Here is a 12,577-nt window from a genome sequence, read left to right on the forward strand (position 1 = left end):
CACGACGGCGATGGAGCACGGACGCATGGAGAAACGGGTGATCCTGGATCGACCTCCCGCGGCAGAGGCGGACGCGGGACACGAGCGCGCGCCCCGGCCGCTGCGGTTCGCGGCGCGCACAGGCTGGGATCTCTCGGGCAACAGCCTCGCGTCCGTGCTCGCCGAGGCGCGCGGGGCGGGGCGCGCGCTCGTCGACTTCACCGAGTCGAACCCGACGCGCTGCGGGATCATCGAGACGGCTCACCTCATCGCGCCGCTTGGCGAGCCGCGCGGCGAGCGGTACGCGCCGCTGCCGCTCGGCGATCCGGCGGCGCGCGCCGCGGTGTCGCATTACTATCGGGAGCGTGGGCTCGACGTGGATCCGTCGAGCGTCGTGCTGACGGCCAGCACCAGCGAAGCGTACGGCTGGCTGCTCAAGCTGCTCGCCGAGCGCGGCGACGACGTGCTCGTCCCCGTGCCGTCGTACCCGCTCCTAGAGTACCTGGCCTGCCTCGAGGACGTCGCGCTCAAGCCCTACCCGCTCCTCAGGGAGGAAGGATGGCGCATCGATCTCGGCGCGCTCGAGCGCGCGGTCGGCGAGCGGACGCGCGCGGTGGTGCTCGTCCATCCGAACAACCCGACCGGCTCCTTCGTGCGCCGCGACGACGCGGCCGCGCTCGAGGCGTGCGCCAGGGAGCGCGGCCTCGCGCTGATCGTCGACGAGGTCTTCGGGGACTACGCCCACGGAGACCTCGCCCCGGACCGCTTGCCGAGCTTCGCCGGCTCGCGGCACGCGCTGACCTTCGTGTTGAGCGGGCTCTCCAAGGTGATGGCGCTGCCACAGCTCAAGCTCGGCTGGATCGCGGTGTCGGGGCCGCCGGAGCTGGCCGCCGCGGCGCTGGAGCGGCTCGAGGTCATCGCGGACACCTACCTCTCGGTCGGCACCCCGGTGCAGCTCGCGCTGCCGGAGATCCTCGCCTCGCGGGCGCCCATTCAGCGCGCGATCCTGTCGCGCGTGCAGGCCAACCTGGCCGCGCTCGACGCGGCGATCGAAGCGCGCGACGGGGGCGCGGTCCGGCGGCTCCCGATCGACGGCGGCTGGTGCGCGACGCTGGAGGTCCCGCGCGTGCACGACGAGGACGGCTGGGTCGAGCTCCTCGTGCGCGACGAGGGGATCATCGTCCACCCCGGCTACTTCTTCGACATGCCGCGCGACGGCTTCCTCGTGGTCGGCCTGCTGCTCGATCCGGACGTGTTCGCGGAAGCCGCGCTGCGGCTCGTGGGCCGGATCGCGCGCGTGATCAGCGGTGAATGAGGACCACCGTGGAGCGGCCGGCGTCGCGGGAGGCCCGCAGGCCGTGCCACCCCTCCGGCACCGGCGGGTCGGTCCAGGCGAACATCTGCTTCGCGTCGATGGGGGAGAGGTTGACGCAGCCGCCGCTCTTCGGCTCGCCCCAGGCGTCGTGCCAGTACGCGCCGTGCAGCGCGTGAGGTCCGCTGAAGTTCTGCACGAACTGCACCTCGGAGTGGACGATCTTGTCGTTCGTGCTCGACACCATCGTCGCTGTCACGAATTTCCCGTCGATGCGGAAGCGCCCGGTCGGCGTCGCCGCGGTCTCGATGGCAGGGATGCCCTGCCTCGGGACGCCGCCGCGCCCCGGTGAGATGAGCGTCGCGAAGACCGGGGTGAGCTCTTCGTAGGCGACGAACCAGCCGCCGAGCACGCTCACCTCGATCCACTTGCGCGGCGGCGACGACGGATCGCCGTCGCCCTCGAGCGGCGAGCTCTTCGCCGCCTCGATCACGACGGCGTCGTCCGCGCGCACGTAGACCCCCGGCTCCTGCGTCTCGAGGAACCGCCCTCCGTCCTCGACCTCGGCGCGACCGGTGAGCCCGACCGAGGCGAGCCGCGCGAACGACGCGCCGGTCGGCTCGAAGGCGCCGCTGGCGCCCCGCTGGTACTTCGGCCGATCGGTCTTGCGGAAGAACGCGAGCGGGAGCGAACGCCCGTCCTTCAACCAGACGCCCTGGAAGCTCGAGCGCGGGTAGGGCTTCAGGCGATCCTTCGGCATGTACGCCTGGTCCGAGGTCACCACCCAGGTCCGATCCTGCGCGTCAAACGCGCGGGTGAACGCCACCGTCGAGCCGTTCACGATCCGGTCGCGCCCCTCGCGCACGAGGCCGCCGAAAGGAAACAGCGCCGGGGCGGCGACCCCCGCGGGCTTCAGGTCGACTCCTACGAGGGCCTCGTCGATCTCGCGGATGGCTTCCTCGCCAGCGCCCTCGGCGGCGCGCACCTTCGCGATGTTCGCGAGGTGCTCCTCAAGGTCCCACTCGGAGCGCTTCTGCTCCTTCGCGCTCGGGAGCTGCGGGTAGCGCGGCGCGCCGGTCGACTCCGCGTAGTCATAGGGCCACGGGGAGTCGACCCTGGGCGCGTGCGGCCGCAGCGCGACCACGACCGGGTCGTTCGGGTCGACCGCGGCGCTGGCGCCAGCGCAGACGTAGCCCCGCGGCTCGATGGCGTACCACGCGTCGCACCCCTCGCCCGGCGTCCGCGCGGCCTCGACGCTGCCGCCGCGCAGCGCGACGGAGCCGCCGAGCCCCAGATAGCCGCTCCAGCCGCGCGTCGGGTAAGGGCCAGGGCTGATCCACGCAAACCGCGCCTTGGAGTAGATGCGCGCGTCCTCCGCCGCCGCGCTGGCGGGCGGCGTCGTTCCCGCCGCGCTCGTCGCGGGCGGCGCGTCGGCCTCCGCCCGGGCCGGGGCCGGCGCCTTCGTGACGTGCGCCGCCTCGACGACCGCGGCGCGCGGCGCGGCCGCTCCGGAGGACACGCGCGGCGCGTCCGCCTCGGGGGGCGTTCGCAGGGCGTCCGCCTCGAGCGAGGCAGGCGCCGCCTCGGCGGGGCTCTCTTCGGAGCAAGCTGCGGCGCCCCCCGACGCGATCGCGCACGTCAGGGCCGCGAGGAGGAAGGAAGGCGGTGAGCTAGCCATGCAAGCGGGAGAGACTAGTTGCCGAAAGCGGCCGCGGACAAGCGAACGACAGCCGCGCCGCCCGCGGCTGCCAGGGCCAGGGAGCCGCGCTCGCTGCTAGAGCCTGCCGAGCACGGCCACCACGAGCAGGATGACCCCGACGAGCGCCGCCGTGATCATCGCGAACCTCATGAGGCGCGGCTTCAGCCACTTCCACAGGACGAGGCGAACCACCTTCCACAAGAGCACCAGGATCTGCCGGAGGACCTTGCCCACGATGAGAGCGTAGCGCAGACCGGCGGCGCGCGCTGCCAGCAAGGGCGGTAGATTTCGCGCCCAATGAACGAGCCCTGCGACCCTGGCCGCGTCGGACAGGGCCGGACGCGGCGCGCAGCGGCACGCCTGCCGACACGACACCTCCGCCAGCGGCCAGCCCGGCGTGCGGGCGGTCGCAGCGCGCGGTGCCCGGCGTCACGTCAATCGATGTCGACGCTCACCTTCGATGCGTAGCTGCCAGGAGAGGGGAAGGTGATCTCGCGCAGCGCGCCGGCGACACACTCGGCCGCCTCCTCGCCCCGTTCGTCGTCGCTGGACACGCCCACGCTGAGCGGCTTGCCGTCGGTGTCGATGTAGAGCGTGGCCCTGATCTGGCTGGCGCCCGCCTGGCTCCGGCATGACGCGAGCGCCGGCCTCGCCTTCTTGTACGGCGTCCCGAGTTGGTCGGGCGTCCAGGGCACCGGCAGGCGCTCGTCGCTGCTCGGCTCGAAGGTGAAGCTGTTCTCCGCCAGGCCCTCTCCGCCGACCGGCTTCGGCCACCTCGTCGCCTTCAGGACGCTGAGCATGCACGCCTCGGTCTCGCGATCGCCCAGGTTCGAGTCCTTCACGAACGCCCAGCGCGCCGTGCCCTCCTCGGTCACGCGGACCTTGAAGCGGATCTCGCCCCCGAGATAGGGGATCCGCTGGACGCCTTTCTGATAGCAGCGCGAGAGCCGAGGCGACACGCGCTCGAACGCCGCTTGCACCTTCTCCTCGTTCATGCCGCCGATCTCGGAACCCGAGCTCATCTTCGGGCTCGACGTCTCGACAGGCTCGGCGTCGACCATCACCGGCGCCACGGACGTGGGCGCGGCGCCGCCGCAGCCCAGCTGGGCCGCGAACGTCGAGAGAGCAACGACAGTGATGGTACCCCTGAGTAAGCGCTTGAATTTCATGATCGAACGAGGACTCTATACGAGCCGCGTCTTGGGCGAAAAGAGCGCGATGAGGGGAACGCGCGCTGCAGTGCGTGTGAGAGATTCTACGCCAACGCGAACGTCGACGCGCCGCTCCGAACGCGCGCCTGCTCGGACAGGAGGCGTCCGCAACGCACACGGTAGAGGCGTAGCGGTGAAGGTCCGTCCACGAGCGCCTGAGCGCAGAAGATGCGAGGTGGCGCGCCTGAGCGCACCGGCGCGTCGTGCTCTCGGTGCGTATGGCCGTGGATCACGTGAAGGTGATCGTGCTCGTGGAGCAATGCCATGAGCTCTGCGCTGTTGATGAGCCCGTCCAGCCACTGCATCGCTCCGATCGGATGGCGGATCGGCGGGTGGTGCTGGGCGAGCACGAGCGCGTCGCCCGAGCGGCGCGTCTGGGCGGCGAGCGAGGCGATCCACGAGAGCTCGCGGGCCGCGATCGCGCCCGCCGAGCGGGTCACCGGCTGCATCATGGCCGTCGAGACCGCGGCCACGACAGCCCCAGGCAGCGCGACGGCCGTCCCTTGCCCGCTCGTCGCCGCAAAGGGACGGAGGCAGCCCTCCAGCGCGCGCTCCCACGCGCCTTCGGTATACGCGTCGTGGTTGCCAGGCACCAACGTGACGCGGGCCGGGTCCCAGCCGCTCTCCGCCAGCACGGCGGCGAGCACCTCGAACTGGGCAGGAGTCCCGTCTTCCGTGAGGTCGCCGGTGAGCACCAGGTGGTCCGCCCCGCTCCGCCACGCCTCGATGAGCGCGGCCAGCGTGCGACGGCGGCGTTGCGCTGCGTCGATGGGGCGGCCGAAGCTCAGGTAACGAAGCCGCCACCGCTCGGCGCCGCGGCGCCGGTCGTGATCCGCCTCGAGGAGATGGAAGTCCGTGAGGTGTGCGATCGTCGTCATTGACGCGATTTTGAGCCCTGAGCGACGTCGTTCTCGCGACATCGACGCAAGCTCTCAGCGACGCAATCCGTCGCTGCGCGAGGCGCATCGACGCGCGCCTCGCGATCTCAACACGACATTCGCGAGCGCGTCGTGCGCGTGTCGCCGCGACGGGGCCGACGTCCGTCCGGGCCGGGCGGCGCCGCGCTCGCGCCGCTCGACGAGCGATCGTCATTCATGGAGCGGGCGTGGCGCTGCTCGGGACAGGGAGCGCGCCTTCGGCGAGCTGATCGCTCTCCTGGTTGCCCTCGAAGCTGTTGTCCTCCGACACCGATGGCCCCTGCGCGCCCTGCACGACGAGGCCAAACCGGTTGCCGGTGGACTCTGAGCTCGCGAGCGCGCCACGGCTGTCGCTGAAGAGCAAACCTGCGCGCGCGCAGCGCTGCACCTGCACGTAGCTCACCTGCGCCGTCGAGCCCAGGACCACGAGGCCGTCGCCCAGGTCGGGCACCGATTCCGTCTGCCCACCGGCGCTCAGGGCCGAGAACGTGCCGCCCTCGACCCCGAGGATAACCGTGTCCTCCACCGTGCTCGGCGAGGCCAGCAGCAGGCCCGCCACGCGGCTCTCCAGCACGGCCGACCTCTGGACAAGGAGCTGCGCCGCCCCGGCGCTCAGCAGGCCGACGCCGCCCGTGCCGTCGCGCTCCTCCGGCAGCGAGCGCTCGATGAGGCTGTCCGCGATCTCGAGGGTCGCGCCCTGGGACGCAGACACGCCCGCGACGTGGGGCTCCAGGACATACGTGGACGCAAGCGCGGCGCGGCCACCCCGCACGAGCACGCCGGCAGCGCGATCCCGGTGCAGCGGGCTCGCGCGCGTGCCCTCGATGACCACGCCGCTCGCCGAGAGCGTCCCGCCCGATACGAACAGCCCAGCGTCGCCGGCCTGGCGCACGAGGCTCGATGACAGCGAGAGCGCTCCGCCGCGCTGCTCGACGGCGACGCCGAGGCGATCGCTCTCCGAGGCGCCCGCGCCATCGAACAGGTTGCCCGATGCCTCGACCTCCGTGCCGGCGTCCGCGACGACGAGCTGCGCGTCGCACGCGCCTGACAGTACGCTGGAGGCCAGCGACGCGCGCGCGCCCTGGCCCACGGCCAGGCCGCGGGCTTCGGGCGCCGCGTCTGCCGGGGCGGCGATGAGGTTGCGCGCCGCCACCAGCTCCGCACCGGCGCCCGTCACCAGCGCGCCCAGGTGATGGTGGACGAGCGCGTTCGCGTCGAGCCGGAGCGTGCCGTCCTCAAGGTGGACGCCGACATCGTCGCTCGTCACCGACGGCAGCGCCGGAGCCTCCAGCAGGTTTCCCTCCGCGACCACCTCGGCCGCTGCGGAGCTGATCCGCAGGTTGACCGTGCCGCCGACCAGCGCGTTCTCGGTGAGCCGCGCCTCGGCCCCGGAGACGACGAGCACGCTGGTCCAGATCTCGCCCGTTCCATCGTCCGCCCACGACGACTGGACGAGGCTGCGCGACAAATCGAGGCTCGCGCCAGGGAGCGCGACCACGAGCCCATTGCCGCTCTCGCCCGTCACCCGGATGTCGCGCACCGAGACCGCCGCTGCCTGGATCAGCACCCCGATCGAGGCGCTGAGCACGCTCACGCCGCGCACGCCGGCGCGCTCGACGTCATGGATCCAGATCGCGCTGACGTTGCCGCTGGGATCGCTCTGCTCGCCCCGGAGCACCACCCGCGAGGCGCACCGCCCGACGATCTCGATGGGCTTCGTGATCTCGATCGGCTCGTCGTACTCGCCCTCGGCCAGGACGACGCGCCCGTCCGTCTGAACGCCTGCCAGCGCCTCCGCCAGCGTCGTGAACGGCCTCTCCCGCGACCCGTCGCCGTCTCCGCCCTCGTGGCCAGGATCGACGTGGAGATCGCCGGGCGTCTCGGCGATCTCGCCCCACGGCGCCGAGCCGCAGCCGTCCGGGCCGTCGATGGAAACACAGCCCTTCTGCGGGACCGCGAATGTTCCCTCCGGGCATTTGGCCATGGTGGGACGACAGCCACCGCCCTCCACGAACTCGGCCGCACAGCCGGGGATCCCGACTTCAATGCAGCCCTCGTCGTGCTTCGGGATCGTCCCGGGCGAGCACTTCGCGAGCGCGGGACGACAGAAGCCGTCCTCGTCGACGAAGGCGTCGGCGCAGCCCCGAATGCCCACCTGCGCACATCCGCTGGCGCCGCTGATCTGTCCCGGCGCACACCCCGAGCCGCCGGCGCCTTCCCCCGGGAGGTTCGTATACGGCGGCAGGTTGGTGCTCTCGCAGCCGAAGAGCGAGACCGCGCACAGGCTGGAAGCGAGGGAGAAAAGACACCAGAACGCCGAGTGTCCGAGCTTCGCGCGCAACACCCCACCAACCTAGCAGATGCTCCGATGTGCACGCCGGCAATGCGCGCCTCTCTCGCCGTCTCCAGCCGCTCGAGACCGGACATTCACGGGCGTGACCCGGACAGCCGTACGTCGGCTCGCGCCCAGGCGCGCTTGAAGCGCGCGTGTGCGGCGTCTGCTTCCTCTTCCCTGCCCTGTGCGCGGAGGCTGTGCTCGAGCCCGCACAGCGACCAGCCATTCTGCGGGTTCTGGCGCAGGTCCTCCCGGTAAGCCGCCTCCGCGTCGCGCGCGCGACCCGCCTTGAGGAGCACCGCGCCGAGCGTGTGGCGGACCGGCTCGGGCCAGTCCGGCGGCTCGAAATAGCGCAGCCCGTCCTCGATGCGCGCGGCGTCCTCGAGCGCGCGAGCAGCGGCGCCGGTGTCGCCGCGCTCGGACGCGATCTGGCCCTCGACCACGAGCGCGGCGATCTCGAGCAGGTCCTTCGCGCGGTTCCTGCCGATCGTCGCGTCGTCCGGGCTCTCGGACGCTATCGCCCTGAGCACCGCCGCCTCGCGCGCGGCATCGTCATGGCGCCCCGTCGCGGCGAGCGCGCGGCCGCGCGCATAGCGCCATATCCCCGTCGTGTACCGCAGCTCGGGCGGCGGCGCCGGCTCCGCGAGGACGTCGTCCCACCGTCCGAACCGGACCAGCGCGAACAGCAGCGCAGGGCGGAACATCTCGAGCATCGGCATGTGCTGGACGTTGTGGTCGGGCACCGCCGCGGTCAGCTCTCGCGCGGCGCGCACCGCGACGGCGCTGCGCCCCTCCATGCTCGCCGAGACCGAGAGGAAATGGAGGTTGTGAGGGAAGTACATCATCGGATAGATGCCCTCCGGCCGCCGCTCGCGGATGTACCGGCGATCGGCCAGCACCGCTTGCTCGTTCGCGTCAGAGGCGTCCGCGTAGCGACCGACCCGTATGAAGATGTGCGACGGCATGTGAACGAGGTGCCCAGCGCCAGGGGCCAGACCGCCGAGCCGCTCGGCGCTCGGCAATGCCCGTTCCGGCGCTCGCGACGCCTCGACCGCGTGGATGTAATAGTGATTCGCGCCGATGTGCTCGGGATCTCGCCGGAGGATGCCCTCGAGCGTGGAGACGATCTCGTCGGTCTCGGGCTGCGGCTGACCGTCCAGCGTCCAGAGATCCCACGGGCGCAGATCCATGAGCGCCTCGGCGAAGAGGACACCCGCGTCGAGATCGTCGGGGAAGCGATGAGCGAGCTCGCGCATCGCGTTCGCGTAGGCGCGGTCGAGGGCTGCCTGGTCGTGGCCCGGCGTGCGGCCCGACGTTGAAGCGTGGCGCTCCGCCAGCGCGTCGATATACGCGCGCTCGCGCTCGCTCGCGGACGCGGCGAGCGAGCGCGCCTCCTCGACGGCCTCGAAGGCCGCCCGCTCCCGCGCCGCGTCGGCCGGCTGGTTGATGTTGGGGCCGAGCGTGAGCGCGATGCCCCAGCGGGCCATGGCGAGGCCGGGATCGAGGCGGGCGGCCTCCTTGAATGCGCGCCTCGCCTCGTCGTGGTTGAACGCGTAGACGAGCCGCAACCCCTGATCGAAATAACGTTGCGCGAGCTGCGATGACGTCGTCACGGGGTGATGGAGCGCGCCGATGTCCTCGAACAGAGGGACGCGCTCGGCGTCGGGCGCGTCCACGGGCGCAGGGCCGGCCGGCGGCTCCGCTCCGGGCGAGGAGGGGCGTGGCTCCGCGCCGCACGCCGCGACGGCGGCGCAGGCGCAGAGGAGGGGCAGGCTGAAGAGCGCGCGTCGAGCTGTCATGAGCACCTCGCTGGAGCCCGGATCGCCACGGGCTCCGACGGTCCAACATTCCCTCGCGGGATCGCTTTGCCACGGGCTCCGCCCTCCGGCGCGAGCGCCGAGGTCGAGCCGAGCGAGGGCCATGCACGCGCGGTTCCCGCTGCGCGGGAAGGCAGCGCACAGAAGATCCGGGTGTGCCCGGGCTGATCGACGCGCTCGCTCCGTCAGCGCGGTGCTCGATGGACGGATGGCGAGACTTGCGGCAACCTCGGGATATGACGACGTGCAGGGATGAAGCTCTCCGCTGGGTTCACCGCTACGCGATCGGCGGGGCGGCATTCGCCGCGCTTCCGCTCCCGATCTCGACCTCCGCCGGGCTCGTCGCGATCGAGACGCACATGATGACGATGGTCGGCGAGATCTACGGCGAGAACGTGGGATCCGTGGTGACGACCGCCGCCGGCGGGAGCTTCGCGATCCTCGGGCAAGGTTTGAAATTCCTGGCCACCCGGGCGGTCGGCTTCGTCCCCCTGATCGGGCCGGCCATCAAGATGGGCATCGCGGCGCTCACCATCGAGGCGATCGGCCGGGGCGTGGTGGGGCACTTCGAGCGAAAGTACCCGGGCAAGATCTTCGACAAGGCGTGAGCCGACCTGGCGCGCGCGGCGCGCGGTGAGCCGCGCCGCGCGCGATGCGCCGCCTGCCGTGCCTACGAGGCGCGGCGCACGGACGAGGCGCGCTGCGCGCAATGCGCCGACGCGCGGCGCCGCCTGGTGCGCCGCGCGCCGCTATCGAGGTCCGTCAGTTCTCGCAGCCGCTGCAGGCGAGGGGGCAGGTGCCGTTCACCGTCGCCTGACAGTGAAGGTCGGGCGCGTCGGCGCTGTCGCCGTAGTCGCAGCAGATCTCGCCGGTGCCGCAGCATCTCACGCCGCAGCAGAGGCCTTCTTCGCACCCGAAGCCGGGGGCGCACGCATTCGCGCACTCGCCCTGGATGCAGACCTGCGTCTCGGTGCAGGTCGTGCCGCACGACCCGCAATTGTGCGGATCACCGGCCAGGTTGAAGCACTCGGATCCACAGCACGAGAGCCCGGGCTCGCACGTGCACACCGTGCCGCCCTCGCCGCCCATGCCGCCCTCGCCCCCTGTGCTCGTCGTCGCGACGGTGGTGGTCGCTCCGCCTTCCCCGCCCGCGCCCCCGCTGGAGGAGCTCGACGCGGTGACGACATAGGTCGGCAGAATGTTCACGGTGCCCGGGTCAGCTTCACATCCAGCGACGGCGAACAATGCGGCCCACAACAGCAACGCGATCACCCGATGACAGGGCATGAGCACCTCCAAGCCGAAAATCACACTACCACGGAGGGTCGCGGCCACACGAGGGGGGCATGGCACACGGCGCAGCGCCGGCTGAATGCGCTGCGTCGTACGCCGCGTCACGCGCGTCACGACGATGAACGCAGCGGCGCCTGCGACATCAGGGGGTGATGAGCTTGCAGTCCGACAGGAGCCCCGTGTACCAGTCATCGGTCCTGTCGAGCCATGCGCCCTCGCTGGACCAACGGATGCCGGGCCGCTTCATCCTGCCTTCGACGGTGTAGGTGCACTTCACCGCGAACCGTGCGGACGGCAGCTTGCCGTCGGTGAGCGCGGACTCGCTCCAGAGGCCGGCGGCGAGGAATTGGACGCGGTCCGTGGTCGTGTAAGGACGGAGCAGCTTTTTGTCATCCGCATCCCCCTTGGACCAACCCTTGGTGGGCGACTCGAACGCGCAGTGCCGGCCGCTGACCTCGTCGGCCGACCAGCAGGCGAGATCCTTGATGTCGGTGGACACGAGGGTGATCTCGACCTGGGACTTGTCGCCGGGTTTCCACTTGGGGCCGGCGGTGCCGGACGCAGGCTCACGCCCGAAATAGGCGAAGGCCGCGGCGAGGCCGCCGATGATGATGAGGAACAGGATCATGCTCTTGCCGAGCGAGCCGCCCTGCGACTGGGCGGCGGCGCGAGGCCGCGCGCCGGGCTTCTTGCCGGCCGGGCGCCGCGCTGCGCCAGCCTGCTTTGCAGGACGCGAGGCTTTGGCCGGCGCCGCGGCGTCGGCGCGGCCCTCGCCGTCCTCCTCGCTGCGCGTGTCCTGCGCGTCGGCCTCGCCGGGAGGCGCTTCGTCCGTGTCGGGGCGGTCTCTGTCTTCGGAGCTCGTAGCCATCGAGGCGCTTTATGTACCGGAGCGTGCCCGCGACTCAAGCATTCCGTGGACCGAGCGGCAGGGCACGATCGCCCGTTCCAACGAGCAGCCCTTGATGTAGGCTGCGCTCCCGATGACGTTCGATGCCAGAAATCCACGCGCGCGCATCCTCGGCACAGGCCGCTCCCTGCCGCTCGCCGTCCCGACGAGCGAGGCGCAGGCGGGCGCGCCGCCGGCGGACGGCGCGGCGGGCGACCCGGGCGCGAACGACGAGCGGCGCCGCGTCGCGCCCGGCGAGCGGACGAGCGATCTGGCGGCGCGGGCGGCGAAGGCGGCCCTCGAGGCGGCCGGCGTCGGGCCGCGCGACCTCGAGATGATCATCCTCGCCACCTCGAGCGGCGACGCGCCGATGCCGGCGACCGCGGTGTACGTGCAGCAGAAGCTCGGCGCCGAGCACATCCCGTCGTTCGACCTCTCCGCGTCGCTGACGGGCTTCCTCTACGGGCTGTCGGTGGCGAACCAGTTCGTGACGGCGGGGACCATGAAGCACGTGCTCGTCATCGGCGCGGACCTGCTCTCCCGCCGCCTGGATCCGCGGGACAGGGCCTCGGCCCAGCTGTTCGGTGACGGCGCCGGCGCGGTGGTGATCGGGCCGGCGACCGGCGACGGGCGCGGGATCCTGAGCGTCGGCCTGCGCGCCGACGGGAAGAAGGCCGATGTGCTCCAGGTGCCCGGCGGAGGATCCGCGGAGCCGCTCACCGTGGAGCGGCTCGCTGACCGGCGGCAATACCTGCGCGTGAAGCAGCCCGAGCTGCGGCAGGCCGCGGAGGAGCGCCTCGGGGCTCACGCCCTCTCGGCGGTCGCGGCCGCCGGGCTTGCGCCCGCGGACGTCGACTGGGTGATCCCGCACCACGCCGACCCGCACCTCGTCGCCCTCCTCGCCGAGCGCCTCGGGTGCCGGCCTGAGCGCGTCCTCGGCGCGGTCGACGGCGCCAGCGCGGCCGGGACCTGCGCGGGCTCGGTCGCCATGGCGCTCGACGAGGCGCTCCGCGATGGCCGGATCCTGCCCGGGAATCACGTGCTGCTGTGTGCGCTCGGCGGCGGCCTCACGTGGGGCAGCGCCGTGCTCCGCGTCTGAGTCGACGAGGGCCGGGGGTCTCTGGCGGC

General features: G+C 72.1%; 11 protein-coding genes. 3 read left to right on the forward strand and 8 right to left on the reverse strand.

The window, feature by feature from the left end:
* Window positions 1-25 precede the first annotated feature (25 nt).
* A complete protein-coding gene (locus tag WME79_RS14665) occupies window positions 26-1,294 on the forward strand; it encodes a pyridoxal phosphate-dependent aminotransferase (RefSeq protein WP_437535483.1) in 1,269 nt (422 codons plus the stop codon).
* On the opposite strand, the gene WME79_RS14670 is transcribed toward WME79_RS14665, so the two are convergent.
* From WME79_RS14670 to WME79_RS14695, 6 genes are all read right to left on the reverse strand, one after another.
* Complete coding sequence (locus WME79_RS14670) at window positions 1,281-2,969, reverse strand: L,D-transpeptidase family protein (protein ID WP_437535486.1); 1,689 nt, start codon at window positions 2,967-2,969, stop codon at window positions 1,281-1,283. The genes WME79_RS14665 and WME79_RS14670 overlap by 14 nt on opposite strands.
* 96 nt (window positions 2,970-3,065) lie before the next feature.
* Window positions 3,066-3,224 carry a hypothetical protein gene (locus WME79_RS14675; RefSeq protein ID WP_437535489.1) on the reverse strand — a complete coding sequence of 53 codons (159 nt, stop codon included), beginning with the start codon at window positions 3,222-3,224 and terminating at the stop codon, window positions 3,066-3,068.
* 200 nt (window positions 3,225-3,424) lie between these two features.
* Window positions 3,425-4,159, reverse strand: a complete 735-nt coding sequence (locus WME79_RS14680; protein WP_437535492.1) for an AgmX/PglI C-terminal domain-containing protein — start codon at window positions 4,157-4,159, stop codon at window positions 3,425-3,427.
* A gap of 86 nt (window positions 4,160-4,245) precedes the next feature.
* Window positions 4,246-5,079, reverse strand: coding sequence for a metallophosphoesterase family protein (locus tag WME79_RS14685; protein ID WP_437535495.1), 834 nt, complete (start codon window positions 5,077-5,079; stop codon window positions 4,246-4,248).
* Window positions 5,080-5,293: 214 nt separating this feature from the next.
* Complete coding sequence (locus WME79_RS14690; RefSeq protein WP_437535498.1) at window positions 5,294-7,462, reverse strand: DUF1565 domain-containing protein; 2,169 nt, start codon at window positions 7,460-7,462, stop codon at window positions 5,294-5,296.
* An 83-nt stretch (window positions 7,463-7,545) separates the two neighbouring features.
* Window positions 7,546-9,252 (reverse strand): hypothetical protein, encoded by a 1,707-nt coding sequence (locus WME79_RS14695; RefSeq protein ID WP_437535500.1) that lies wholly within the window; start codon window positions 9,250-9,252, stop codon window positions 7,546-7,548.
* Window positions 9,253-9,506: 254 nt separating this feature from the next.
* Between WME79_RS14695 and WME79_RS14700 the strand changes: the two genes are divergently transcribed.
* The gene (locus tag WME79_RS14700) at window positions 9,507-9,878 is read left to right on the forward strand and encodes a hypothetical protein (protein WP_437535503.1); all 372 of its coding nucleotides are present in this window, start codon (window positions 9,507-9,509) and stop codon (window positions 9,876-9,878) included.
* Window positions 9,879-10,032: 154 nt separating this feature from the next.
* Here WME79_RS14700 and WME79_RS14705 read toward each other — a convergent pair whose 3' ends face one another.
* Complete coding sequence (locus WME79_RS14705) at window positions 10,033-10,557, reverse strand: hypothetical protein (RefSeq protein WP_437535506.1); 525 nt, start codon at window positions 10,555-10,557, stop codon at window positions 10,033-10,035.
* Window positions 10,558-10,705: 148 nt separating this feature from the next.
* Window positions 10,706-11,431, reverse strand: a complete 726-nt coding sequence (locus tag WME79_RS14710; RefSeq protein ID WP_437535508.1) for a hypothetical protein — start codon at window positions 11,429-11,431, stop codon at window positions 10,706-10,708.
* A gap of 112 nt (window positions 11,432-11,543) precedes the next feature.
* Here WME79_RS14710 and WME79_RS14715 point away from each other — a divergent pair, with 112 nt between their 5' ends.
* Window positions 11,544-12,548 (forward strand): beta-ketoacyl-ACP synthase 3, encoded by a 1,005-nt coding sequence (locus WME79_RS14715; protein ID WP_437535511.1) that lies wholly within the window; start codon window positions 11,544-11,546, stop codon window positions 12,546-12,548.
* Window positions 12,549-12,577: the final 29 nt, after the last annotated feature.

This window comes from Sorangium sp. So ce726, assembly GCF_051521405.1.
GTDB lineage: Bacteria > Myxococcota_A > Polyangia > Polyangiales > Polyangiaceae > Sorangium.